The following is a 23,372-nucleotide window of genomic DNA, read 5'->3' as shown; positions in this document are numbered from 1 at the left end:
TGGCCGGGCGCGGTCATTGCGTGCTCCCGGCCTTCTCTGCCGGCTTGGCCGAGGCGGTTACGGTCTTCGCCTTGGCCTTCGGATCGGCGATCACCTGCACCGCGGTGCCGTCGCGCAGGGCGACCTTGCCGGCGGTGACGATCTGGTCACCCGCCGCCAGTCCCTCACGGATTTCCACCCACGGCCCTTCGGCGTAGCCAAGCTTGACCGGCACCCGCGCGACCTTGCCCTCGCGCACGCGGAACACTGCCGGCTCACCATCGTCCAGCAGTGCCAGGCGCGGCACCACCAGTGCATCGGCACGCTGGTCGTAGTCGATGCGGATACGACCGAACATGCCCGGCTGCAGCGACTGCGCGGCACCGTCGAAAGCACTGACCACACGGAAGGTACCGCTGCCCGAATCCACCACCGGCGCGATACGGTCCACCACACCAGTGAAGGTCTGGCCCGGCAGCGCATCGGCCGACAGCGTGACCGGCTGGCCCGCACGCAAGGTCGCCAGCTCGCGCTCGGGCACGTTGAGGGTGGCTTCCAGCCGCGAGTTGTCGACAATGCGGAAGATCGGCGTGTTGATCTGCACGAAGTTGCCGGTCTTGATCGATCGCGAGGCGATCACGCCGGAAATCGGTGCGACCACGGTGGTGTAGGACAGTTCCAGCGTGGCCAGGCGGTACTGCGCGCGCACGTTTTCCAGGTCGTAGCGCAGCTGGTCGACATCGGCAGCGCTGACCATCTGCTGGCCGACCAGCTTCTGTGCGCGCTGGTAGTTGTTCTCCAGCTTGCGCATCTGCGCCTCGCTCTGGGCAACGGCCAGGCGTGCGCGGTCCGGATCCAGCCGCACCAGAGGCTGCCCGGCGCTGACCCGCTGCCCTTCCTCGACCAGGACCGCCAGCGCGACGCCCGAGGTCTTGGCGACCACCTGCGATTCGGCGCGCGGCTCCAGTGCCGCCGTTCCGGTGTAGCTGGCGGCCACCGCGCGATGGCTGGCCACGGCCACTTCCACCGGCACCGCGTCGACCTTCTTCTCGTCCTTGGTCTCGGCCGCCTTGGCCTCGTTGTTGGGCCCAGCGGCGCAACCGCTCAGCAGCAGGGAGGTGGAGAGCAGCAGCGCGGCAGCGCAGAGTCCGCTGCGGGGGCCGGGCAGGAAGGTTTGGTGCGACATCGTCAGATCCCTGGAGGATGCGTGGGCAGGTGTGGTAGCAAAGTAATGCACCACTTCACGGCAACACCATATCCCAAAGGTCATGGTGTCTTCACGACGCCGGTCGGGCCGACCCCATTTCAGCTAGATGAAACCTGAGGCTATACTCGGGTCGTTCCGTACCCCACGCCGGAACGACCAGACCCGAATCCCCGGAAAAGACACCATGCGCCCGCAGCCGCTCGCCGCTTGTCTCGCTCTGGCCGTCCTCCTGCCCCTCGGGGCCGCCGCACAGCCCGCACCTGCTCCTGCAGCAACACCCGCCCCGGCACCGGCTCCGGCCCCTGTGCCGGCGGCTGCCACGCCCACCGGCAGTTTCGACAATGGCCGTGTGCTGGCCTACACCTGCCAGGGTTGCCACGGCATCACCGGTTACAAGAACGCCTACCCCAGTTACCGGGTACCGAAGATCGGTGGCCAGACCCAGCAGTACCTGACCCAGGCCCTGACCGAGTACCGCCAGGGCAAGCGCCGGCATCCGACGATGCAGGCGCAGTCGATGAGTTTCAGCGAACAGGAGATCGCCGATCTCGCTGTTTACCTGTCCACCGTCAAGTAAGGCCCGCCCATGTCGAAAGCCGCGCATCCACTGCGTCACGCCATCGCCCTGTCCGTCGCCCTGCTGCTGGCGGCCTGCTCGCAGTCACAGGTGGAGAACAGCGAGAAATCCGCCGGCGATCCCGGCCACGCCAGCGGCGAGCACGGATCGTCCTCCTCCGCGGGCCTGCCTGCCGGGCGTGAAGCCGCCGGCGAGGCCCGCGCCAAGGTCAAGAGCAAGGCCACCAGCCAGAGCTGCATCGATTGCCACGGTGCCGACGGCAATGCGCCGATCGATCCGACCTATCCGAAGCTGGGTGGTCAATACGGCGATTACCTCGCGCATGCGCTGCAGGCCTACCGTGCCGGTGATCGCCAGCATGCGCTGATGACACCGCAGGCGAAGGACCTGAGCGATCAGGACATCGCCGATCTGGCCGCGTACTTCGGCAGCCGGCCGAGCCAGCTGCGGGATCTGCACGGGGTCAAATGACCGCCGGCCCGCCCCAGTGGGTGCGGACCGTTGGCCGGTGGGTGCGGACCGTTGGTTGGTGGGTGCGGACCGTTGGTCCGCACGTATCCGGATATCCACGCATGGCGTGGATCTACTGAATCCGGCCGGCGATCAGCCTTCCAGCTCTTCCCAGCGTGCGTACGCGGCATCCAGTTCAGCCTGCACCTTGGCCAGCTGCTGGGTGTGCGCGGTCACTTCGGCGCTGCTGCGCGTGTAGAACGACGGATCGTTCATTGCCGAGGTAAGCCCTTCGACATCGCCTTCCAGCTTTTCGATCGTCTTCGGCAGCTGTTCCAGCTCACGCGCTTCCTTGTAGGCAAGCTTGCGCTTGGGCGCTGCCGGTTCCGCAGCAGCCGCCGGGGCAGCGACCACCGGCTTGGCGGCAGCAACCACCGCAGGCGCAGCGGCCACGCTGGCCGCGTAACGCTGCCAGTCGCTGTAGCCGCCCACGTACTCGCCGATCACGCCATCGCCTTCCATCACCAGCGTGGAGGTCACCACGTTGTCGATGAAGTCACGATCATGGCTGACCAGCAGCAACGTGCCGTTGTATTCGCCCAGCAGCTCTTCCAGCAGCTCCAGGGTTTCCACGTCCAGATCGTTGGTCGGTTCGTCCATCACCAGCAGGTTGGACGGCTGCGCGAACAGCTTGGCCAGCAGCAGGCGGTTGCGCTCGCCACCGGACAGGCGGGTGATCGGCGCGCGCGCGCGCTCGGGGGTGAACATGAAGTCCTGCAGGTAGGCGTGCACGTGCTTGCGCTTGCCGTTGAACTCGAGGAAATCGCGGCCTTCGGCCACGTTCTCGATCGCGCTCCAGTCTTCGCGCAGCACTGCACGGTACTGGTCGAAGTACGCGACCTGCAGATTCGTGCCGGCGTTGACCTCACCCTGCTGCGGCTGCAGTTCGCCCAGCAGCAGCTTCAACAGCGTGGTCTTGCCACTGCCGTTGGGGCCGATCAGGCCGATGCGGTCGCCACGCAGGATGGTGGTGGAGAAATCGCGGACCATCGTGCGATCGCCGAAGGCGAACGAAATGTCCTTGATGTCGATGACCTTCTTGCCCGAGCTCACGCCCTGGGCCGCTTCCATCTTGACGTTGCCGCTGAGGTCGCGGCGCGCGGAACGCTCGTTGCGCATCGCCTTCAAGCGGCGTACGCGGCCTTCGTCGCGGGTGCGGCGTGCCTTGATGCCCTGGCGGATCCACACTTCTTCCTGCGCCAGCAGCTTGTCGAACCGTGCGTTTTCCTGGGCCTGCGCGTTGAGGCGTTCTTCGCGACGGCGCTCGTAGTTGGCCCAGTCGCCCGGCCAGCTGGTGACCTGGCCGCGGTCGATCTCGACGATGCGGGTGGCCAGCGCACGCAGGAAGCGGCGGTCATGGGTGACGAACACCACGCTGCCGTTCCAGTTCTTGAGGAACATTTCGAGCCAGTCGATGGCTTCGATGTCGAGGTGGTTGGTCGGTTCGTCCAGCAGCAGCAGGTCGGGGCTGGAGACCAGCGCGCGGCCGAGCAGCACGCGGCGCTTCATGCCGCCGGACAGGCGCGCAAACTCCGCGTCGCCATCGAGGTCGAGCTTGGTCAGGGTCTCGCTGACGCGCTGGTCCAGGCCCCAGCCGTTGGCGGCATCGATCTTGGCCTGGACGTTGCCCAGCGCTTCGCCATCGAACACGTCGGCGTGGCTGAGGTGATGGAATTCGGCGAGCCATTGGCCCAGTTCGCCCAGGCCATCGGCGACGACGTCGAACACCGAGCCAGCGGCGCCGTGCGGCACCTCCTGCTCCAGGCGAGTCACGCGCACGCCCTGCTGCACGCGCACTTCACCGTCATCGGGCTTGTGGTCGCCGGACAGCAGCTTGAGCAGGGTCGATTTGCCGGCGCCGTTGCGGCCGATCAGGGCGATACGCTCGCCCGGCTCGATCGACAGTTCGGCTTTTTCCAGCAACAGCGGGCCGCCGACGCTGAAGTCGACGTTTTGCAGAGTAATCAGAGGCATCTGACTATTGTACGGGTTGCCGGGCCTGCCTGGCGGGGTGACGGCCCCCGTAAGGGCGAGCTTGCTTGACGTGCCGCGTGGCAACAATGTCGCCGCGGATCAGGTTGCAGCCTTGATCTTTCTGACCTCAGGGGTCAATGCAAAGCAGTCCCCCAACGGCTCCCCCTCGATCGACCAGTACTCGATCAGATCGCGGTGCTCGTGACGGTCTTCGGAAAGCGCAGCCAGCACGGCGACGATGCTGCGATCCGCCGGTCCAGCGCCAGAAGACAGCAGATCATTGCTCACATCAAGCGCGAGGGTCATCAACTCCTTCCTGGCATCCAGTGGATAGCCCCCTGCGTGATACGCCTGCAGGTATCTGTCCAGCCATGCCAGGGTTCGATACTCCTCCGGAAGCTCGTATGCCCAATCCTGGGTGCATGCGTTGCCAGACGGCAAGCCAAGGTCGCTGCAGAGTCTGTCTATTGCATGCATGTTCCACTCCTGCGGGCCACCGTGCGCGGCAAGGCAGAGGGCCACGACGCGCGAAGCGAAGCATGCAGCATCCCACCCCTGTTTGCTCGAAGACAATGCAGGAGACCGTGAATCCTTCGGCAGTTCAAGGCGGTTCGTGAAGATCAGCCGACAACAGTCGGCCCTATCCCGACACGTCCCCCAACAACGCCTGCAACCCCGGCAACCATCGCTTGCCGGGGTGGCGTACCAGCCACAGCGTGCGGTGCAGGGCCGGCAATGGCGTTTCAAGGATGCGCAGGCGGCCGAGGGCCAAGGGTTCTTCCAGGGCATGGCGCGAGAGGCAGGCCAGGCCGAGGCCGGCGATGGCGGCTTGCTTGATGGCTTCGGTATTGCCCAGCTGCAGGGTCTGGGCGAAGCCGCGCAGATGCGGCAGCAATGCCTGTTCGACAGCCTCGCGGGTGCCTGAGCCGGGTTCGCGCAACAGCCAGCGCGCTGCGCGCAGTTCATCCAGGGACCAGCGCGGGGGCGCATCGGCAGCCGCCACGATCACCAGCGGGTCCTGCTGCCAGGCGGTCACCTGCAGCCCGCGTTCGTGGCATGGGCCTTCGATCAGTCCTGCATCCACGTCCAGCCGTTGAACGGCCGCCACCACGCCTGCGCTGTTGTCGATGCGCAGATCGACCTCGGCCTGCGGTGCCTGCCGCAGCAGCTCGGCGATGCGCGGCGGCAGCAGGTAGTTGCCGGTGGTGGTGCTGGCCGCCAACACCAGCCGCAGCGGCGCGCCTTGGGACGGGTCACCGCCCGCCGCCAATTGCCGCTCCAGATCGGCGGCATTGACCAACAGCGCGCGCGCCGGCTCCAGCAAGGCCCGGCCGTGGCCGTTCAGCGCCAGGCGACGGCCGATGCGGTCGAACAGCGGCGTGCCGAAGTGCGCTTCCAGCTCCTGCAGGGCGGCGCTGCTGGCGGACTGGGAAAGCGCGATGGCTTGGCCTGCGGCGGTGGTGCTGCCCTGGTCGGCGATGGCAACGAAGACCTGCAGCTGGCGGAGCGTCAGGCGCATGTCCGTTACCTGTGTTATGGGTAGGTTTCACCGATATTATTCGTTTTACGGGTCAATCGCATGGATGCAGGCTGTACGCCTCTCTCCCGCACCCCACCCGCCATGAACGCGCCTGCCCTGTCCCCCTGGTCCCTGCCCGCCCTGCGCCAGCGCTGGCAACTGCGCCTGCCCGGCCTGCTGCTGGTCGGCCTGGTGGCGGCGGCGTCGCTGTACCTGGCCGAGCTGCCCTGGCTGCAGGCGCATGGCCTGAGTGCGCTGACCGTCGCCATCGTCGCCGGCATCGTGGTCGGCAACACCGTGTACCCGCGACTGGCCCCCGCCAGCGCGGCGGGCGTGGGCTTCTCCAAGCACTGGCTGCTGCGTGCGGGCATCGTGCTGTACGGCCTGCGGCTGACCTTCCAGGACATCGGCCACGTCGGCGTCGCCGGCGTGCTGATGGACGTGCTGGTGGTGGCGAGCACCTTCGGCCTGGCGTGCTGGCTGGGTGTACGGGTGTTCAGGATGGAGCGCGAGGCCGCCATGCTGATCGGTGCCGGCAGCGCGATCTGCGGTGCAGCGGCGGTGATGGCCGCAGAGCCGGTGGTGCGCGGCCGCGCTGCGCAGGTGACGGTGGCGGTATCGACGGTGGTGGTGTTCGGCACGCTGGCCATGTTCCTGTACCCGGCGCTGTATGCGCTGGTGCAGTCGCACGGCTGGCTGGCAATGGACGCGCGGCAGTACGGCCTGTTCACCGGCGCCACCGTGCATGAAGTGGCACAGGTGGTGGCTGCCGGACGTGCGGTGGGCGAGTCAGCCGCCGATACCGCGGTCATCACCAAGATGGTGCGGGTGATGCTGCTGGCACCGTTCCTGATCGCACTGTCGCTGTGGCTGGCCCGTGGTGGCAAGGCGGCGGCGGACGGTGGCAAGGCCCGGATCGTGGTGCCGTGGTTCGCGTTCGGTTTCGTGGCGGTTGCCGGGCTCAACTCGCTGCATCTGCTGCCGGTGGGTGTGCAGGCCGGGCTGGTGCAGCTGGATACCGTGCTGCTGGCCATGGCGATGGCCGCGCTGGGCCTGACCACCCATGTGTCTGCGCTGCGCCAGGCCGGGTTGAAGCCGCTGCTGCTGGCATCGATCCTGTTCGCCTGGTTGCTGCTGGGTGGCCTGGCGATCCACCAGGGTGTGCTGGCGGTGCAGGGCTGAGGGCAACGTGGATCGTTAGACTTGAGGCATGCCAGTCTCCCCCGCCCTGCTGCAGATCCCGCTGCGCCTGCTGGATGATCGCTATGGGCGGGGCAATGTCGATGAAGCCGAAGACACGCTGGTCGAGATCGTTCAGGCGGTGATGGGCGTGCAGGCAACCTGTTCGTTCGACGTCGACACGCGGCACGCCAACCCGTGGTTCCACCAGCTGCTGCTGGAGCCCGGGGTCGCTGGAAAACCGGCCACCCCGGAGCAGTTGCAGGCGATGGCTGCGCGGCTGGTGGTCATCGGGCTGGGTTGAGGGAACGTTCGGCCAAGGTGCCGACCAAGGTCGCCCGCTACCGGGCGCCCCCACAATCGTGAACGACGGCGGGACCGGGCGCGCGCGCAGGTACAATGCGCCATGACTGATTTCTCGACCCTGCCGCTGAGCCCGGCCCTGCAGCCCGGCCTGGATGCCCTCGGCTACACCACCCTCACGCCGATCCAGGCGCAGAGCCTGCCCGCCATCCTTGATGGCCGCGATGTGATCGCCCAGGCCCCGACCGGCAGCGGCAAGACCGCCGCCTTCGGTCTTGGCCTGCTGCAATCCATCGACCCCAGCCTGATCCGCGTACAGGCGCTGGTGCTGTGCCCCACCCGCGAGCTGGCCGACCAGGTGGCCAAGCAGATCCGCAAGCTGGCCACCGGCATCCCCAACCTGAAGCTGCTGCTGCTGACCGGCGGCACGCCGCTGGGCCCGCAGCTGGCGTCGCTGGAAAGCCACGACCCGCACGTGGTGGTCGGCACGCCCGGCCGCGTGCAGGAACTGGCGCGCAAGCGCGCACTGAATCTGGGCGCCGTGCGCACCCTGGTGCTGGATGAAGCCGACCGCATGCTCGATATGGGCTTCGAGGAACCGATCCGTGAGATCGCCGGCCGTACCCACCGCGATCGCCAGAGCCTGCTGTTCTCGGCAACCTTCCCCGACACCATCCGCGCCATGGCCCGCGACCTGCTGCGCGATGCCGTGGAAGTGACTGTGGAAGGCGCCGACCAGGCCCCGGCCATCCGCCACCTGTTCTGCGAAGTCGAACCGGCACACCGGCAGAAGGCACTGGCCGGCCTGCTGCTGAAGTACACGCCCGAATCGGCCGTGGTGTTCTGCAACACCCGCAAGGACGTGGACGAAGTGGCCAACTCGCTGCAGCAGTTCGGCTTCTCCGCGCTCGCCCTGCATGGCGACATGGAACAGCGCGACCGCGAGGAAGTGCTGCTGCGCCTGGCCAACCGCAGCTGCAACGTGCTGGTTGCCAGCGACGTTGCCGCACGCGGGCTGGATGTGGAAGAACTGGCTGCGGTGATCAACTACGAGCTGCCGACCGACGTCGAGAGCTACCAGCACCGTGTCGGCCGTACCGGTCGTGCCGGCGCCAGTGGCTTGGCGATCAGTCTGGTGGCGGGCCGCGAAAAGAACCGCGCCGACGCCATCGAAGCACAGCGCGGCGAGCCGCTGGATTGGCAGAAGACGCCGCTGGCGACGTCGCGCCCGGCCGAGCTGCCGCAGGCGGCGATGCGCACCCTGCGCATCGATGGCGGCAAGACCGACAAGCTGCGCGCAGGCGACATCCTCGGCGCCCTCACCGGCGATGCCGGCCTGTCGGCCAAGTTCATCGGCAAGATCGCGATCTTCCCGACCCGTTCCTACGTGGCGATCGCCCGCGAGCAGGTCAACAAGGCGGTGGCGAAGCTGGAAGCGGGCAAGATCAAGGGCCGTCGTTTCCGCGTGCGGATGATGTAACGGGCAGGACATCCGCCGGGCATGGCCCGGCGCTACCTGCTTGCCGTGGGTAGCGCCGGGCCATGCCCGGCGACGCAATCAGAACACCAGTTCGGTGTGCAGCGGCAGATCCGCTTCCCAGCGGCCACGGCCGCCCAGGCCGTCCAGTTCGACCAGCACGCCGGCGCCGACCACGTCCACGCCCAGGCGGCGCACCAGCGACAACGCAGCAACCAGCGTACCGCCGGTTGCCAGCACGTCGTCGATGATCGCTACGCGCGCACCGGCGGGCAGCGCGTCGGCATGCACTTCAATGCAGTCGCTGCGGTATTCCAGGGTGTATTCCTCACGCAGCACCTTGCCCGGCAGCTTGCCCGGCTTGCGCACCGGCACGAAGCCCACGCCCAGTTCCAGCGCCATGGCCGCACCGAGGATGAAGCCGCGCGATTCGATGCCGACCACCGCGTCCAGCTTCTGATCGCGCCAGCGATCGGCCATCGCCACAATCGCGCCACGGAAGTCCTCGCTGTGAGCGAGCAGCGGCATGATGTCCTTGAACAGGATGCCCGGCTTCGGGAAATCAGCGATGTCGCGCAGGCGTGAGGCCCAGGCGGGGACGGCCACGGTGGCGTCGGTCATTGCAGCTACCAGCTTGTATGGCGGCATAGGGTAACCGGTTCGCCCGTGCCCTGCCCGTTCCCGGCACCACTGCGCCGCTGCGTTCCACCGATGGCGCCGTGGGGCATCACGCCAAAATCGCACACGCGTGCGATAATCGCCCTAACCGGTCATTCACCCAGCCTGCGTCATAAGCAGGCCGACGCCTGCCCGCTGTCACGGCCCGCAGCCGCCCGGGATGCCGTTGGCCCCCGCCACGCCTGGCGCGCGCGGGGCTTTCCCCGCCTCCGCGCGGGTTTTTCGCAATGAGGTTCATGCAACGTGGACGAGACGACGAGAGTTCCGGCCCTGTGCCGTGTGCTGGTGGTCCTGCTCGGCATCCTGGTGACCCTGTTCGGCCTGGCTCTGCTGGTCGGCGGTGTACGCCTGGTGCAGCTGGGGGGCAGTTGGTATTTCCTGCTGATGGGTGCGGTGTCGGCGGTAGCCGGCGTACTGCTGGCGATGCGCCGGCCGAACGGTGCGCTGCTGTACGGCCTGGCCTTCCTGGCCACGCTGTTGTGGGCACTGGTGGATGCCGGCTGGAATTTCTGGCCGCTGGTGTCGCGGCTGGTGATGCCGGCGGTGCTGGCCCTTCTGGTCGCCCTGGCGTGGCCGGTGCTGCGCCGCAGCCGAGGCCAGGTTGCCGGTCGCGGCGCCTATGGCGTGGCCGCCGTGCTGCTGGTTGGCCTGCTGGGCACTGCGGTGTCGGCGTTCCAGCCGCGCCCGGTACAGACCGCGCAGGGCACCACGCCGCCGGTGGTGCCGGTGGCCAAGGGCGCTGAACAGCGCGACTGGATGCACTGGGGCAACACCACCGCCGGCACCCGCTTTGCCGCGCTGGACCAGATCACCCCGGCCAACGTGAAGGAACTGCAGGTTGCCTGGACGGCGCGCACCGGCGATGTGCCGGAAAGCAACGGTTTCGGTGCCGAGGACCAGAACACCCCGCTGCAGATCGGCGACACCCTGTTCCTGTGCACCCCGCACAACCAGGTGATCGCCATCGATGCCGATTCCGGCAAGCAGCGCTGGGCCTTCGACCCCAAGGCCACCGCGCCGAACTGGCAACGCTGCCGCGGTCTGGGCTATTTCGACGCAACCACCGCACCGTCTGCGGCAGATGCAGCCGCTCCGGCACCTGCGCCGCTGCCGGCCGCCGAAACGGCCAGCACGGGCCCGGCGCTGTGCGAGAAGCGCATCCTGATGACCTCCATCGATGCGCGCTTGTTCGCGCTGGATGCGAAGACCGGCGCGCTGTGCCCGGACTTCGGCAGCAACGGCGTGGTCGACCTGAAGGCCGGCATGGGCGAGATCAAGCCGGGCTTCTACACCCTCACCGCCGCACCGTTGGTGGCCGGCGAACTGATCGTGGTCGGTGGCCGCGTGGCCGACAACATCGAAGTGGGTGAGCCGTCCGGCGTGGTGCGTGCCTACAACGTGCGCACCGGCGCGCTGGCCTGGGTCTGGGATCTTTCCAGGGAAACCCCGGACGTGCCGCTGGATCCGTCGATCCACTACACGCGCGCCACGCCGAACGTGTGGACCTCGATGGCCTACGACCCGCAGCTGGGCCTGGTCTACCTGCCCACCGGCAACACCACGCCTGACCAGTGGGCCGGCGAGCGCACCCCGCAGGATGACAAGTACAGTTCGGCGGTGGTTGCGCTGGACGTGGCCACCGGCAAGGAGCGCTGGGTCTACCAGACCGTGCACCACGATCTGTGGGACTACGACCTGCCCGCGCAGCCGACCCTGACCGACGTGCCCGACGGCAAGGGCGGCACGCTGCCGGCCCTGCTGCAGATCACCAAGGCCGGGCAGATCTTCATGCTCAATCGCCAGACCGGCGTGCCGATCAGCGAAGTGCGCAACATCCCCGCGCCGCAGGGCAATGCGCAGGGCGAACGCTATGCCGCCACCCAGCCGCTGTCGGTGGGCCTGCCGCAGATCGGCGCGCAGACGCTGACCGAGTCGGACATGTGGGGCGCCACCCCGATCGACCAGATGCTGTGCCGCATCCAGTTCAAGCAGTTCCGCTACGACGGCATGTACACGCCGCCGGGCGAAGACCTCGCGCTGCAGTGGCCCGGTTCGCTGGGTGGCATGAACTGGGGCAGCGCCTCGGTCGACCCCACCACCGGCTACCTGTTCGTCAATGACATGCGCCTGGGCCTGTGGACCAAGCTGATCCCGCGCGCGCAGATGACCAGCGGCGACGGTGGCGTGGAAATGGGTGCGGCCTCGCAGACCGGCACGCCGTACGGCTCGCTGCGCGACCGCTTCCTGTCCAAGCTGGGCATTCCCTGCCAGAAACCGCCGTTCGGCACGATGTCGGCGATCAACCTGGCCACCCGCCAGCTGGTCTGGCAGGTGCCGGTGGGCACGGTGAAGGACACCGGGCCGATGGGCATCAAGATGGGCCTGCCGATTCCGATCGGCATGCCGACCCTGGGCGGTTCGCTGGCCACACAGTCGGGCCTGCTGTTCTTCGCCGGTACGCAGGATTACTACCTTCGCGCCTATGACAGCCGCACCGGCGAGGAAGTGTGGAAGGCTCGAATGCCGGTTGGCAGCCAGGGCACGCCGATGACCTACGTGTCGCCGAAGACCGGTCGCCAGTACGTGGTGATTTCCGCCGGTGGCGCACGCCAGTCACCGGACCGTGGCGACTACGTGATCGCCTACGCGCTGCCCGAGCGCAAGTGACCGGCGCCACGCGGCGCAGCCTCGCAGGCTGCGCCGCGTGGGTACCGGTTGCTGGTTCGAGCCCTTACCATGCGAGGTCGAACCCGATGAAAGCTGCTGCCATGCCTGCCGTTCCTCCCAGCCGTCGACCCAAGCGCCCCCCTGCCCCACCGCAGGATCGTGGCCTGGCCCATGAGCTGATGCAGCAGATCCAGGACAACCAGGGCGATCCGGACTTCATGACGTCGCTCGGCCGCGGCCTGGCCGTGCTGAGCGTATTCTCGCAGCACCCGCGCGAAGTAACGATGTCACAGATCAGCAGCGATACCGGCATTTCCCGTGCAGCGGTACGGCGCGTGCTGTACACGCTGGAAAAGCTCGGCTACGTGGGTGAACAGGGCCGTGGCTTCGTGCTGCTGCCGCGCGTGCTGGGCATGGGCGGCGCCTATGTCGCGTCGTCGTCGATGACCGCTGCTGCACAACCGGTGCTGGATGCCCTGCGCGATGCCGTGCACGAATCCTGCTCGCTGGGCGTGCTCGATGGCGATGACATCCTGTACGTGGCGCGCGCGGAAACCGTACGCATCATGTCGATCGGCCTGCGCGCAGGCAGCCGCCTGCCGGCCTACTGCACCTCGATGGGCCGCGTGCTGCTGGCCTCGTTGCCGCGCGACACGCTGGAAGGCTACCTGGAACGCAACCCGCTGCGGCCGCGCACTGAACGCACGGTCACCCGCATGGATGACTTCCTCGACCTGCTGGAAAAGGTGCGCCGCGAAGGCGCGTCGCTGGTCGACCAGGAACTGGAGATCGGCCTGCGCTCGATCGCCGTGCCGGTTCGTTCGCGCAGCGGCGATGTCGTGGCCGCGCTGAACATCGGCACCCAGGCGGGCCGTATCGGCCTGGGCGTGATGCAGACCCAGCTGTTGCCGCGCCTGCGCGAAGCCGCACAGCGGCTGGGCACGTTGTTGAATTGAGGTGCAGCCGCCGGGCATGGCCCGGCGCTTCCGGGACCGCGCGCTGGTAGCGCCGGGCCATGCCCGGCGGATGTTCGGCGTCAGCGCTCTGCGGCCTGCTCTTCCAGGATCGGCTTGGCCAGCGCGAACGCATGGTTGGCCGCGGGCACGCCACAGTAGATCGCGGCCTGCAGCAGCGCTTCCTTGATCTCCTCCGGCGTCACGCCGTTGTTGCGGGCGGCACGGATATGCAGCTTGAACTCCTCGTCATGGCCCAGCGCCACCATCATCACGATGGTCAGCAGCGAGCGCGTATGCCGCGGCAGGCCCTCGCGCGTCCACACCGTGCCCCACGCCGTGCGCGTGATGAATTCCTGGAATTCGGTGGTGAACTCGGTGCGCGCCTGCAGCGAGCGTTCGACGTGTGCCTCGCCCAGTACCTGGCGGCGCACCGCAAGGCCGGCTTCGTAGCGTTCCTGTTCGTCCATCGTGGTCTACCTGTTGTGCGGGATCAGTGCTGCGCCGAAAGATGCGCGGCCAGTGCGGAGGTGAACGCCTGCGGCGATTCCAGGTTGCAGATGTGGCGGCCCGGCACGGCGGCATGGTGGCCATGGGCCACGCCGTCGGCGATTGCCTGCAGCTCGGCCGGAGCGCACACCGGGTCGTCATTTCCGGCAATGGCCAGCAGCGGCACGCCAATGCGGCCCAGCGCATCACGGAAGTCGGCCGTGCCCACGGCGTTGCAGCAGCCGGCATAGCCAGCCACGCTGGTGGCGAGGAAGCGCTGCAGGATGTCTTCCACCTGGCTGGCATGGGTCTGCGCGAAAGCGGCGGTGAACCAGCGTTCGCGGGTGCCATCGACCAGCGGCAACAGGCCATCGTGCTGGACCTGGGCGATGCGCGCCTGCCAGCCGTCCAGCGTGCCGATCTTCGCTGCGGTGGCAGCCACCGTGAGCGTGCGCAGGCGATTGCCAGCATGCACGCCCAGCCACTGCCCGGTCAGGCCACCGATCGACAGCCCGCAGAAATGGCTGCGCGTGATGCCGAGGTGGTCCCACAGCGCCAGCACATCAGCGCCCAGTTCGGCCACGCTGTACAGCCCCGGCGGCGTGCTGGACTGGCCATGGCCGCGACGGTCATAGCGCAGGATGCGGTACTGCGAGGCGAGTGCATCCACCTGCGGCTGCCACATGCCCAGGTCGGTACCCAGCGAATTGCAGAAGGTCAGCCACTGCCCGTCGGCGCGGCCCTCGGTCTGGTAGTGCAGGCGATGCTGCGGAAGGTCGAGGAATGGCATGCGTGCTCCAGCGTTGAACGTAGGATCAGCCGCGCGCGAGCACGCGGTCGATCCAGGTATCGGCCATGCCGCGCCAGCTGTCTGCGGCGAACAGGGCATCCAGTTGTGCGGCGGAAAGCTGCGCGGTGACTTCGGGCATCTGCCCCAGCACCACGCGCAGGTGCTGCGATTGCGCAAGCGCCTGCCTGGCCGCTTGTTCCACCAGGGCATGCGCGGCGGGCTTGCCGATGCGCTCGCCCAGGGTGACCGCAACGGCTTCGGCGTAAAGCAGGCCGCCGTGACTGTCCAGGTGCCGGCGCATGCGCTCGCGGTCCAGCTGCAGGCCCTGCACCACCACATCCACCTGGGCCAGGCTGCCCGCACACAGACGCACGATCTCCGGCACGGTGTCCCATTCGGCGTGCCATTGGCCTGCTGCGCGCTCGTGCGGCTGCGGCATGGCAGTGAGCAGCGTGGACAGCAGGCCCGGCACGCGCGTGGCGGCGGCAATGGCGGCCACGCAACCCACCGGATTGCGCTTGTGCGGCATTGCCGAGGAACCGCCCTTGCCCTCGCCCGCCGGCTCGAAGGCTTCGGCCACCTCGGACTGCATCAGCAGCACGATGTCGGTGGCGATCTTGCCGAGGCTGCCGGTCAGCAGTGCGAACACGCTGCCGAACTCGGCAATGCGGTCACGCGCGGTGTGCCAGGGCAACGCCGGCAGCGGCAACTGCAGCTCGGCAGCCAGGGCTTCGGCCACGTCCAGCCCGCGCGTCTGCAGCGAGGCCAGGGTGCCGGCGGCACCGCCGAACTGCAGCACCAGCGTGTCTGCGGCCAACGCATCCAGCCTGCGCTGGCTGCGCTGCAGGGCGTCCAGCCAACCGGCCGCCTTCAGGCCAAAGGTCACCGGCACTGCTTGTTGCAGCAGCGTGCGTCCGGGCAGCCCGGTGCCGCGCTCGGCCTCGGCCAGCCGCGCCAGCGCCATGCACAGCACGCGCAGGCGCGCCTGCACCTGGCTGACTGCCGCGCGCAGCTGCAGCACCGCGCCGGTATCGATGATGTCCTGGCTGGTGGCGCCCCAGTGCACCCAGCGCGCGGCCTCGGCATCGTTCGCCTTGACCTGCGCGGTGAGTGCCTTGACCAGTGGAATGGCCGGATTGCCAGCCAGTGCGGTGGCTGCCGACAGCGCCGGCAACGAATACAGATCGGCGCTGCAGGCCGCTTCGATCGGTGCCAGCGCGGCTGCGGGAATCACCCCGCACTGCACCTGCGCGCGCGCCAGAGCGCGTTCGACATCGAGCATCGCCTGCAGGCGTGCTTCATCGCGGAACACGGCGTCGACGGCGGGGTCGCCGAACAGACCGCCCAGCAGCGTTGGGAAGTGGCTCATCGGTGCAGTCCATCCTGGGTAATCACAGCTTACCCGCGCCCGCCGCACGCGGGCGTGGAGTGGCCGGAAGGCGCGTCGGGCGCGCCGCGATCAGTATGCGAAGAACACCGTCTCGTCCGGGCCCTGCATGCGCACGTCCCAGTGGTACAGGCCCTTGCCCTGCGCCTGTGCGACCAGGGTGTGGCGGCGTTCGGCCGGCACCAGCGCGAGGATGCCGTCCTCGGCGTTGCTGGCTTCGTCACTGAAGTAGATGCGTGCACGGGTGGCCTGCAGCAGGCCGCGCATGAACACCAGCACCACCAGGTGCGGCGCCTGCGGCTCGCCACGCAGGCCCGGCACGCGGCCCGGCTTGACGGTGGTGAAGGCGAAGCGACCCTGGTCGTCGGTGGGCACCCGGCCCCAGCCATCGAAGGCCGGGTCGTGGTCCTCACGGCGCGGGTCTTCGCCATGGGCATAGATGCCCTGCGCGTCGGCCTGCCAGATTTCCAGCACGGCATCGGACACCGGCACGCCATTGCCATCGAACACCTGGCCCTGCACTTCCACGCGCTCACCCTGCGCGGTGGCCGGGGCGATGTCGGTGCGGTACAGCGGTTCCAGGCCCAGGCGGTAGTACGGGCCCACGGTCTGCCATGGAGTGGATTGGAAACTCATGGTGTTACTCCCAGACGGTCATCTTGCGACCGCGCAGCACGATGTCGAAACGGTAGCCCAGCGCGAATTCGTTGGCGGTGTTTTCCCAATCGAACGAGGACACCATGCGCTCCCGCGCCTTGGCGTCGTCCACGCAGTTGTAGATCGGATCGAACGCCAGCAGCGGATCATTGGGGAAATACATCTGCGTGACCAGGCGCTGGCCGATGCCTTCGCCATGAAGCGAGAAGTGGATGTGTGCCGGGCGCCAGGCGTTGTAGTGATTGCGCCACGGGTACGCGCCCGGCTTGATGGTGGTGAAGCGGTAGCGGCCTTCGCTGTCGGTCAGCACCTGGCCGGTGCCCTTGAAGTTCGGATCCAGCGGCGCGTCGTGCTGGTCGCCCTTGTGCAGGTAACGGCCGGCGGCGTTGCACTGCCATACCTCCACCACGGTGTTGCGCACCGGGCGACCGTTCTCGTCCAGCACGCGGCCGCTGACGATGATGCGCTCACCCTGCGGCTGGCCGGGGAAGCCGGCGGTCAGGTCGGCGGCATGCTCACCGAGGGTGATGCGGTTGATGCTCGGGCCGGTCACTTCCGAGAGCGTCACCGGGATCGCGATCGGGTCGGTTCCCGGGCCACGCAGCGCGGTGGAGGCATAGGGCAGGTGGATGCGCGGCGGCTGGCTGCCGGGGTACGGCTTGCGGTAGCCGCGCAGTGGGGTGGGATCGCTCATGGCGTACTCCTGTTGGCGAGCGGCCCGGAAGCCGCAGCTGTCTTGAGATTACGGAATCAGGGGATGGTTCACACGCGCTCGATGGCCAGGGCCACGCCCTGCCCCACGCCGATGCACATCGTGGCCAGGCCACGGCGGCCACCGCTGGCCTCCAGCTGGCGCAGCAGGGTCAGCGCCAGGCGCGCGCCGCTCATGCCCAGCGGGTGGCCCAGCGCGATGGCACCGCCGTTGGGGTTCACGTGCGCGGCATCGTCGGCCAGGCCCAGCTGGCGCATGCAGGCCAGCCCCTGCGAGGCGAAGGCCTCGTTCAGTTCGATGGCATCGAAATCGGCGATGGCCAGGCCCAGCCGTGCCATCAGCTTCTGGCTGGCCGGCACCGGGCCCATGCCCATGATCGCCGGCTCCACGCCGGCACTGGCAAAGCCGAGGATGCGCGCGCGCGGGGTCAGGCCCAGCGCCTGTACCTCCGCACCGGAGGCCAGCAGCAGCGCGGCCGCACCATCGTTGATGCCCGAGGCGTTGCCGGCGGTCACCGTGCCCGGCTGGCGGAACAGCGGCTTCAGCTTGGCCAGTGCTTCGGCGGTGGTATCGCCGCGCGGGTGTTCATCGCGCTCGACGGTCACGGTTTCGCCGCGTTTGCGGCCCGGTACGTCCACCGCCACGATCTCGCCGTCGAAGAAGCCGCGCGCCTGCGCGGCGGCCGTTCGCTGCTGGCTGCGCAGGGCGAACGCATCCTGGTCCTCGCGGCTGACGCCGTAGCGCTCAGCCACGTTCTCGGCGGTCTGGCCCATGGTCTCCACGCCGTGCAGTTCACGCAGTCGCGGGTTGATGAAGCGCCAGCCCATGGTGGTGTCTTCGATCTGCTGGTCACGGGCGAACGGCGAGGTTGCCTTGCCCATCACGAACGGCGCGCGCGACATCGATTCGACGCCGCCGGCAATGGCCAGGCCGAGCTCGCCGGCAGCAATGCCACGGGCCACGGTGCCGATCGCATCCAGGCCCGAACCGCACAGGCGGTTGATCGTGCTGCCGGGCACGCTCACCGGCAGGCCGGCCAGCAGCAGGCTCATGCGGGCGACGTTGCGGTTGTCCTCACCGGCCTGGTTGGCGCAGCCCAGGTAGACGTCCTCCACCAGCGCCGGGTCCAGCTGCGGGTGGCGCGCCAGCAGTGCCTTCAGCGGAATCGCGCCGAGGTCGTCGGCGCGCACACCGGACAACGCGCCGCCGTAGCGGCCGATCGGGGTGCGGATGCCATCGACGATGTAGGTCTCGTGCAGCGGCATTTCAGACTCCCTCGGCCAGTGCCAGCGGCAGGCCGGTCAGTTCACGCAGTTGATCGATGTCCACGCCCTCGACCATTTCCAGCACGGTCGCGCCGTCGGCGCCGAGGTCGAACACCGCCACATCGGTATACACGCGCGACACGCAGCGCAGGCCGGTCAGCGGATAGCTGCATTCGGCCACCAACTTGCTTTCACCCTGCTTGGTGAACAGGTCCATCATCACGAACACCTGCTTGGCCCCGATGGCCAGGTCCATTGCACCGCCCACGGCGGGAATCGCATCGGAGGCGCCGGTGCTCCAGTTGGCCAGGTCACCGTGCGCCGAGACCTGGAAGGCACCGAGCACGCAGATGTCGAGGTGGCCGCCACGCATCATCGCGAACGAATCGGCGTGGTGGAAATAGCAGCCACCGGTCAGCAGGGTAACCGGCTGCTTGCCGGCATTGATCAGGTCCGGGTCTTCCTGGCCGGGCGCCGGCGCCGGGCCCATGCCCAGCAGGCCGTTTTCAGACTGCAGCAGTATCTCCTTGTCCGCCGGCAGGAAGTTGGCCACCGTGGTCGGCAGGCCGATGCCCAGGTTGACGTAGGCCCCTTCGGGAATATCGCGCGCCACGCGCGCGGCCATCTGTTCGCGGCTGAGCTTGTTCATGCCTGCACTCCTTCTGCGGCCACCGGCACCACGCGCTGCACGAAGATGCCGGGGGTCACCACGGCCTCCGGGTCCAGTTCGCCCAGCGGCACAACCTCACGCACCTGCACGATGGTGCAGCGTGCGGCCATCGCCATCAGCGGGCCGAAGTTGCGTGCAGTCCGGCGATACACCAGGTTGCCCCAGCGATCGCCGCGGTCGGCCTTGATCAGCGCGAAATCGGCATGCAGCGGGTACTCGAGCACGTAGTGGCGACCGTCGATCTCGCGCGTTTCCTTGCCCTGGGCCAGCTCGGTGCCATAACCGGTGGGCGTGAAGACCGCGCCCAGCCCGGAACCTGCCGCATGGATGCGCGCGGCCAGGTTGCCCTGCGGCACCAGCTCCAGTTCGATCTCGCCGGCGCGGTAGGCCGCGTCGAAGTGCTGCGAATCGGCCTGGCGCGGGAAGGAGCAGACGATGCGGCGCACGCGCTTGTGCTTGATCAGCGCAGCCAGGCCGGTATCGCCGTTGCCGGCATTGTTGTTGATGATGGTCAGCTCGCGCGCACCCTGTGCAATGAGCGCATCGATCAGCTCGTCGGGCATGCCGGCAGTGCCAAAGCCGCCGATCATCACGGTCGCGCCATCATGGATATCGGCCACCGCTGCTTCCACGCTGGCTACGCTCTTGTCGATCACTGCATTGCTCCTTGCCCTGCCTGCCGGCGGTCATCACCGCCACGCTGCAGGGCCACTGCGAAGGGAAAACATGACCCGGACATGGTCGCCATGGCACGTCACCCGGTCAATGCGATATTCGGCCATTCGATTCGATAATCGCACATTGAGTGATGTGCTCCGGCCATCGGTTCAACGCCGGTTCTGACCCACGCCCACGCGCAGGCCGAGGCACGCCCATGCCGCCAGCAGCAGCGGCGCAGCGCACAGCACGTACAACGAGGACGGCTGCCAGCCACCATCGACCAGAACACCCACCGTGAGTGGCGAGAGGATCGCACCGACCCGGCCGATGCCGATGGCCCAGCCCAGGCCGGTGGTCCGCACTTCGGCGGCGAACACCACCGGCGCGGCCGCATACAGGCCGGCCATCGCTGCGAACAGTGCCGCACCGATCACGAAGGCCAGCGGGAAGGCCACGCCCAGCTGCGTGCTGAAGGCCGCAAAGCCCAGCATCGAAACCATCGCCAGCAGCAGCGCGCCGGCCGTCAGCCTGGACAGCGACCAGCGCGAGGCCAGCCAGCCGAACAGGCTGCCGCCAACGATGCCGCCCAGGTTCAACAGCACGCCACCGGTGATGCCCTGCTGCGCCGACACGCCGGCCGAGACCAGCAGCTTCGGCGTCCAGCTCAGCACGAAATAAAACGCGAACATGTGCAGGAAGAACGCCAGCGCGATCAGCAGCGCGACGCGGCGCAGGTCACCCACGAACAGCGCGGCATAACCCTGGCGCTGGCCGTCGCGCACCGGCGCTGGCGGCAGCGCCTGCAGCTCTGGCATGCGCATGCGCGAGAGCAGCGCGTTCAGGCGTGGCAAGGCATTGGCCGGGCGACGCGCGACCAGGAAATCCAGCGATTCGGGCAGGCATTTGAGCACCAGCGGAATGCACAGCAGCGATGCCGCTGCGCCGACCAGGAACACGCTGTGCCAGGCCCAGTGCTCCAGCATCCACGCAGCCAGCAGACCGCCAGCGGTCGCACCGATCGGGTAGCCGGTGGCCTGCAGCGCGACTGCGGTGCTGCGCCACTTGGCGTTGGCGTACTCGGCGGTGATCACCCCCACACCGGCCAGCATGCCGCCGATGCCGATGCCGGTGTACACGCGCAGCGCACCCAGCTGCCAGGCGTCGGCGGCCAGCGCGGACAGCGCCATGCCACTGGTGAGGATCAGCAGGCAGCAGACGATCATCGGCCGCCGCCCCCAGCGGTCGGCCAGCGGTGCCAGCAGGAACGAACCCAGCGCCATGCCGACCAGGCCGGCACTGAGCATCAGCCCCAGTACCTTGCCCGACAGCGCCCAGTCCGCCGAAACATGCGGCGCGGTGAAGGCCATGACCATCACATCGAAGCCATCAAGCATGTTCAACAGCACGCAGATGGCGATGGCGGTCCACTGGAAGGGACTCATCCGTTCAAGGACAAGCGACGGTGCGGCGGCGGAGGCGTGGCTCATGGTGCGGTTTCCTGCAACAGCGTGGTGCGGTGGAACGTCCGGCGGGGAAGGTCTCAGTGACCGGCCTGGCTGGATGCATGAATGACCTGCAGGACGTCCTGGAGGCGCTCAACCTCGACCTGGCCTGGCGCCGACGGGGTGCCGATCATGCCGAAGGTCAGGGCCTGGCCGAAGGTTTCTCCGGCCAGGCGCGAAACCACGCCGGTGCCGCCCATCGACATGGTCAGCAGCGGCTTGTCGCTCTGCTGGCGTACCTGCCAGGTGGCATCGAGCAAGGCCAGCACATCGCCAGCGTCGCGCGGCATCACCGCGATCTTCAGCACGTCCGCGCCAAGGGCCTGCTGCTTGAGCAGGCGTGCGACGATTTCCTCGCGCGGTGGCGTGGCGTGGAAGTCATGGCTGGACATCACCACTTTCACGCCAGCCTTGTGGGCCTGCGCCACCAGCGCCTGCACCACCTTCGGATCGCGGAACATCTCCACGTCGATCAGCTGGGCGACACCACCGCGCAGCAGCGCAGCGTAGAGCTTGCCGTAGTCGGCATCGCTGATCGGCTTGGCGCCCCCTTCGGCCTTCGTGCGGAAGGTCACGATGGCCGGCTTGCCCCCCAGCGTGGCCTGGATGCGCTTGCCCAGCGCGACCAGCGCCTTGCCATCGGTGGCGATGTCCAGGTAGTCGATGCGCCACTCGGCGATGTCGGTGGATCTGCTGGCGGCGATCGCCGCGGCCTGCTGCAGAGCGACATCCGCGGTGGCACCGGTAATCGGTACGATGGTGCGCGGGCTGCCCTCGCCGATGCGTAGTTGGCCGACCTGCAGCACCGCCGGTGGCGGCGCGGCCAGGGCCAGCAAGGGGGAGGAGGCGAGCACGCCGGCGAGGACAACGGAAGCGAGCGGAATTTTCATCGCGGTCACCACAGCATGGAAGGAGCGCGCGGCCATCAGAAGGTCACCTTGGCCTGGACACCCACGGCCCAGGCGTTGTCGGTACCGCTGTAATTGAACGTGCCCGGGTTGACGATGTACTGCACGTCCGGGCGGATCATCAGCCAGGGGTTCACCTGGAAGCTGTAGGACAGCTCGAACAGCTCCTCGGCCTGGCTGAGGTTGTACAGCGGCGAATCGGTGGGCACGCCCCCGGCGGCCAACGTGGCGCGCCGCGCATCGACCAGGCGGTCATTGATGTCAGCGCCGACGTAGCCCAGCGCGATGCTGTCCTGCGCACGCGCGCCGATGCCCTGGTAGACGCCGCCCAGCGCGTACCAGCGCTTGATCTGCGCGGTATCGGTGTCGGACACCATGTACTGCGCGAAGGCGGTCAGGCCGCGGCTCGGGTCGGCCGATTCCTGGGTCAGGCGCTGTTCGGCCAGCACGTAGGCGCCGTGGCGCCCGGTGGTCGGCGAGGTATCGAGGCCGCGCCTGTCCACGCGCGACGTGTCGTAGTAGCCACCGAACTTGTAGACGCCGGCGTAGCGGCTGCCCTTGGCCGGCGTCCAGGTCACCTCCACCGGAAACAGCGAGCCGGTGGTGCCCGAAACGAACGGACGGAATGCGTTGCGTTCGATGTTGCCGCCCAGGTTCGGGTTGACCTGGAACCAACCCGTGCGCACGTTCACCGCCGGGCTGATCTGCTGGGCGAACTCACCGCCCCAGCGTGCCATCGGATAGTTGTACCAGCCGCTGTTGCCGGACATCGCCAGCGGGTGGGCGCAGAATGCGGCGTTGACGAAGTGGGTCAGCAGGCTGTGCAGGCCGAACTGGTTGCCCATCGCGTAGTACCCCAGCTTGTAGTACGACCGGCCCGCATTGAAGGTCTGGTCGTAGCTCAGCTCGGTCAGCCGCGTGTACTGGCCGCCATACGCCTCCTGGATCGGGAAGCGGTTGCCGACGAAGTCCACCGAGGTGCTGCGGCCACGACGATCGTTGAGGGTGAAGTGGAACGCACCGCCGTCCCAGCCGGCCAGCTTGCCCATGTCCAGGTCCACGCCCACCCGCACCTGCTGCGCATAGCGCGCGCCGGTTTCGCCGTAGCCACCATCGACCACGCCCATGGCCTCGCCCACGTAGTCGCCGCGGAAGGCAACGCCGCGCTCGAACAGTTCGGTGCGGGTGCCGCCCCAGTCGCCGGTAAGCGTCTTGCCTTCGTAGCGGTTGCTGGACTGCGCGCTGGCCACGGCTGGCAGCACCAGGGCGGCCAGCAGGCCCAGGGAAACAGGTTTCGCAGGATTCATGA

The 23,372-nt window shown here is 68.1% G+C and carries 23 protein-coding genes; 7 read left to right on the top strand and 16 right to left on the bottom strand.

From position 1 onward, the window contains the following. Positions 1-13 precede the first annotated feature (13 nt). A complete protein-coding gene (locus J2X70_RS13830) occupies positions 14-1,165 on the bottom strand; it encodes a MexH family multidrug efflux RND transporter periplasmic adaptor subunit (protein ID WP_025875055.1) in 1,152 nt (383 codons plus the stop codon). A gap of 205 nt (positions 1,166-1,370) precedes the next feature. Here J2X70_RS13830 and J2X70_RS13825 point away from each other — a divergent pair, with 205 nt between their 5' ends. Together J2X70_RS13825 and J2X70_RS13820 are read left to right on the top strand one after the other, a co-directional pair. Then, entirely contained in the window at positions 1,371-1,763 is a 393-nt protein-coding gene (locus J2X70_RS13825; RefSeq protein WP_140227110.1) for a c-type cytochrome, read from the top strand. 9 nt (positions 1,764-1,772) lie between these two features. Then, a complete protein-coding gene (locus J2X70_RS13820) occupies positions 1,773-2,234 on the top strand; it encodes a cytochrome c (protein ID WP_032977578.1) in 462 nt (153 codons plus the stop codon). Between the two features lie 132 nt (positions 2,235-2,366). Here the strand turns inward: J2X70_RS13820 and J2X70_RS13815 are convergent, their stop codons facing one another. The 3 genes from J2X70_RS13815 to J2X70_RS13805 form a co-directional block, all read right to left on the bottom strand. Beyond that, positions 2,367-4,247: an ATP-binding cassette domain-containing protein gene (locus J2X70_RS13815; protein WP_025875062.1), complete on the bottom strand. Its 1,881-nt coding sequence runs from the start codon at positions 4,245-4,247 to the stop codon at positions 2,367-2,369. Positions 4,248-4,346: 99 nt separating this feature from the next. Next, on the bottom strand, positions 4,347-4,553 hold the full coding sequence (locus J2X70_RS13810) for a hypothetical protein (protein ID WP_202968380.1): 207 nt from the start codon (positions 4,551-4,553) through the stop codon (positions 4,347-4,349). A gap of 334 nt (positions 4,554-4,887) precedes the next feature. After that, on the bottom strand, positions 4,888-5,766 hold the full coding sequence (locus J2X70_RS13805) for a LysR substrate-binding domain-containing protein (RefSeq protein ID WP_309910782.1): 879 nt from the start codon (positions 5,764-5,766) through the stop codon (positions 4,888-4,890). A 102-nt stretch (positions 5,767-5,868) separates the two neighbouring features. On the opposite strand from J2X70_RS13805, the gene J2X70_RS13800 reads away from it, so the two are divergent. The 3 genes from J2X70_RS13800 to dbpA all read left to right on the top strand — a co-directional run bounded on the left by J2X70_RS13800 (position 5,869) and on the right by dbpA (position 8,728). Next, on the top strand, positions 5,869-6,948 hold the full coding sequence (locus tag J2X70_RS13800; RefSeq protein WP_309910780.1) for a YeiH family protein: 1,080 nt from the start codon (positions 5,869-5,871) through the stop codon (positions 6,946-6,948). A gap of 28 nt (positions 6,949-6,976) precedes the next feature. Beyond that, a complete protein-coding gene (locus J2X70_RS13795; RefSeq protein ID WP_309910778.1) occupies positions 6,977-7,249 on the top strand; it encodes a hypothetical protein in 273 nt (90 codons plus the stop codon). A gap of 102 nt (positions 7,250-7,351) precedes the next feature. After that, the gene (dbpA, locus tag J2X70_RS13790) at positions 7,352-8,728 is read left to right on the top strand and encodes an ATP-dependent RNA helicase DbpA (RefSeq protein ID WP_025875072.1); all 1,377 of its coding nucleotides are present in this window, start codon (positions 7,352-7,354) and stop codon (positions 8,726-8,728) included. A gap of 78 nt (positions 8,729-8,806) precedes the next feature. Here dbpA and J2X70_RS13785 read toward each other — a convergent pair whose 3' ends face one another. After that, on the bottom strand, positions 8,807-9,346 hold the full coding sequence (locus tag J2X70_RS13785) for an adenine phosphoribosyltransferase (protein WP_032951771.1): 540 nt from the start codon (positions 9,344-9,346) through the stop codon (positions 8,807-8,809). Between the two features lie 300 nt (positions 9,347-9,646). Between J2X70_RS13785 and J2X70_RS13780 the strand changes: the two genes are divergently transcribed. Together J2X70_RS13780 and J2X70_RS13775 are read left to right on the top strand one after the other, a co-directional pair. Beyond that, positions 9,647-12,070: a membrane-bound PQQ-dependent dehydrogenase, glucose/quinate/shikimate family gene (locus J2X70_RS13780; protein WP_309910776.1), complete on the top strand. Its 2,424-nt coding sequence runs from the start codon at positions 9,647-9,649 to the stop codon at positions 12,068-12,070. A 101-nt stretch (positions 12,071-12,171) separates the two neighbouring features. Next, on the top strand, positions 12,172-13,026 hold the full coding sequence (locus tag J2X70_RS13775) for an IclR family transcriptional regulator C-terminal domain-containing protein (protein WP_025875077.1): 855 nt from the start codon (positions 12,172-12,174) through the stop codon (positions 13,024-13,026). A gap of 80 nt (positions 13,027-13,106) precedes the next feature. On the opposite strand, the gene pcaC is transcribed toward J2X70_RS13775, so the two are convergent. From pcaC to J2X70_RS13720, 11 genes are all read right to left on the bottom strand, one after another. Then, entirely contained in the window at positions 13,107-13,493 is a 387-nt protein-coding gene (pcaC, locus tag J2X70_RS13770) for a 4-carboxymuconolactone decarboxylase (protein WP_025875079.1), read from the bottom strand. 23 nt (positions 13,494-13,516) lie between these two features. Further along, on the bottom strand, positions 13,517-14,302 hold the full coding sequence (gene pcaD / locus J2X70_RS13765) for a 3-oxoadipate enol-lactonase (protein ID WP_059063877.1): 786 nt from the start codon (positions 14,300-14,302) through the stop codon (positions 13,517-13,519). 25 nt (positions 14,303-14,327) lie between these two features. Continuing rightward, positions 14,328-15,671 (bottom strand): 3-carboxy-cis,cis-muconate cycloisomerase, encoded by a 1,344-nt coding sequence (locus J2X70_RS13760; RefSeq protein ID WP_309910773.1) that lies wholly within the window; start codon positions 15,669-15,671, stop codon positions 14,328-14,330. A 90-nt stretch (positions 15,672-15,761) separates the two neighbouring features. Beyond that, complete coding sequence (gene pcaG / locus J2X70_RS13755) at positions 15,762-16,325, bottom strand: protocatechuate 3,4-dioxygenase subunit alpha (RefSeq protein WP_309910771.1); 564 nt, start codon at positions 16,323-16,325, stop codon at positions 15,762-15,764. Between the two features lie 4 nt (positions 16,326-16,329). Further along, positions 16,330-17,040: a protocatechuate 3,4-dioxygenase subunit beta gene (gene pcaH / locus J2X70_RS13750; RefSeq protein WP_032977592.1), complete on the bottom strand. Its 711-nt coding sequence runs from the start codon at positions 17,038-17,040 to the stop codon at positions 16,330-16,332. A 68-nt stretch (positions 17,041-17,108) separates the two neighbouring features. Then, positions 17,109-18,317 carry a 3-oxoadipyl-CoA thiolase gene (gene pcaF, locus J2X70_RS13745; protein ID WP_309910872.1) on the bottom strand — a complete coding sequence of 403 codons (1,209 nt, stop codon included), beginning with the start codon at positions 18,315-18,317 and terminating at the stop codon, positions 17,109-17,111. A gap of 7 nt (positions 18,318-18,324) precedes the next feature. Next, positions 18,325-18,972, bottom strand: coding sequence for a 3-oxoacid CoA-transferase subunit B (locus J2X70_RS13740; protein ID WP_033830892.1), 648 nt, complete (start codon positions 18,970-18,972; stop codon positions 18,325-18,327). After that, positions 18,969-19,649 carry a 3-oxoacid CoA-transferase subunit A gene (locus J2X70_RS13735; RefSeq protein ID WP_025875093.1) on the bottom strand — a complete coding sequence of 227 codons (681 nt, stop codon included), beginning with the start codon at positions 19,647-19,649 and terminating at the stop codon, positions 18,969-18,971. Before J2X70_RS13735 ends, J2X70_RS13740 begins: the two co-directional genes overlap by 4 nt. Positions 19,650-19,820: 171 nt before the next feature. Continuing rightward, the gene (locus J2X70_RS13730; RefSeq protein ID WP_080149067.1) at positions 19,821-21,140 is read right to left on the bottom strand and encodes an MFS transporter; all 1,320 of its coding nucleotides are present in this window, start codon (positions 21,138-21,140) and stop codon (positions 19,821-19,823) included. Between the two features lie 53 nt (positions 21,141-21,193). After that, positions 21,194-22,045 (bottom strand): type I 3-dehydroquinate dehydratase, encoded by an 852-nt coding sequence (gene aroD, locus J2X70_RS13725; protein WP_025875097.1) that lies wholly within the window; start codon positions 22,043-22,045, stop codon positions 21,194-21,196. Between the two features lie 35 nt (positions 22,046-22,080). After that, positions 22,081-23,370, bottom strand: a complete 1,290-nt coding sequence (locus J2X70_RS13720; RefSeq protein WP_025875099.1) for a carbohydrate porin — start codon at positions 23,368-23,370, stop codon at positions 22,081-22,083. Between the last annotated feature and the right edge of the window lie 2 nt (positions 23,371-23,372).

The sequence above is a fragment of the Stenotrophomonas sp. 1337 genome (genome assembly GCF_031455455.1).
GTDB lineage: Bacteria > Pseudomonadota > Gammaproteobacteria > Xanthomonadales > Xanthomonadaceae > Stenotrophomonas > Stenotrophomonas indicatrix.
This window is presented reverse-complemented; position numbering and strand designations above follow the sequence as displayed.

Bases quoted from the DNA above. Each gene is read 5' to 3' on its own strand.
- J2X70_RS13830 (WP_025875055.1), bottom strand. From the start codon at position 1,165: ATGTCGCACCAAACCTTCCTGCCCGGCCCCCGCAGCGGACTCTGCGCT.
- J2X70_RS13825 (WP_140227110.1), top strand. From the start codon at position 1,371: ATGCGCCCGCAGCCGCTCGCCGCTTGTCTCGCTCTGGCCGTCCTCCTG.
- J2X70_RS13820 (WP_032977578.1), top strand. From the start codon at position 1,773: ATGTCGAAAGCCGCGCATCCACTGCGTCACGCCATCGCCCTGTCCGTC.
- J2X70_RS13815 (WP_025875062.1), bottom strand. From the start codon at position 4,247: ATGCCTCTGATTACTCTGCAAAACGTCGACTTCAGCGTCGGCGGCCCG.
- J2X70_RS13810 (WP_202968380.1), bottom strand. From the start codon at position 4,553: ATGACCCTCGCGCTTGATGTGAGCAATGATCTGCTGTCTTCTGGCGCT.
- J2X70_RS13805 (WP_309910782.1), bottom strand. From the start codon at position 5,766: ATGCGCCTGACGCTCCGCCAGCTGCAGGTCTTCGTTGCCATCGCCGAC.
- J2X70_RS13800 (WP_309910780.1), top strand. From the start codon at position 5,869: ATGAACGCGCCTGCCCTGTCCCCCTGGTCCCTGCCCGCCCTGCGCCAG.
- J2X70_RS13795 (WP_309910778.1), top strand. From the start codon at position 6,977: ATGCCAGTCTCCCCCGCCCTGCTGCAGATCCCGCTGCGCCTGCTGGAT.
- dbpA (WP_025875072.1), top strand. From the start codon at position 7,352: ATGACTGATTTCTCGACCCTGCCGCTGAGCCCGGCCCTGCAGCCCGGC.
- J2X70_RS13785 (WP_032951771.1), bottom strand. From the start codon at position 9,346: ATGACCGACGCCACCGTGGCCGTCCCCGCCTGGGCCTCACGCCTGCGC.
- J2X70_RS13775 (WP_025875077.1), top strand. From the start codon at position 12,172: ATGCCTGCCGTTCCTCCCAGCCGTCGACCCAAGCGCCCCCCTGCCCCA.
- pcaC (WP_025875079.1), bottom strand. From the start codon at position 13,493: ATGGACGAACAGGAACGCTACGAAGCCGGCCTTGCGGTGCGCCGCCAG.
- pcaD (WP_059063877.1), bottom strand. From the start codon at position 14,302: ATGCCATTCCTCGACCTTCCGCAGCATCGCCTGCACTACCAGACCGAG.
- J2X70_RS13760 (WP_309910773.1), bottom strand. From the start codon at position 15,671: ATGAGCCACTTCCCAACGCTGCTGGGCGGTCTGTTCGGCGACCCCGCC.
- pcaG (WP_309910771.1), bottom strand. From the start codon at position 16,325: ATGAGTTTCCAATCCACTCCATGGCAGACCGTGGGCCCGTACTACCGC.
- pcaH (WP_032977592.1), bottom strand. From the start codon at position 17,040: ATGAGCGATCCCACCCCACTGCGCGGCTACCGCAAGCCGTACCCCGGC.
- J2X70_RS13740 (WP_033830892.1), bottom strand. From the start codon at position 18,972: ATGAACAAGCTCAGCCGCGAACAGATGGCCGCGCGCGTGGCGCGCGAT.
- J2X70_RS13730 (WP_080149067.1), bottom strand. From the start codon at position 21,140: ATGAGCCACGCCTCCGCCGCCGCACCGTCGCTTGTCCTTGAACGGATG.
- aroD (WP_025875097.1), bottom strand. From the start codon at position 22,045: ATGAAAATTCCGCTCGCTTCCGTTGTCCTCGCCGGCGTGCTCGCCTCC.
- J2X70_RS13720 (WP_025875099.1), bottom strand. From the start codon at position 23,370: ATGAATCCTGCGAAACCTGTTTCCCTGGGCCTGCTGGCCGCCCTGGTG.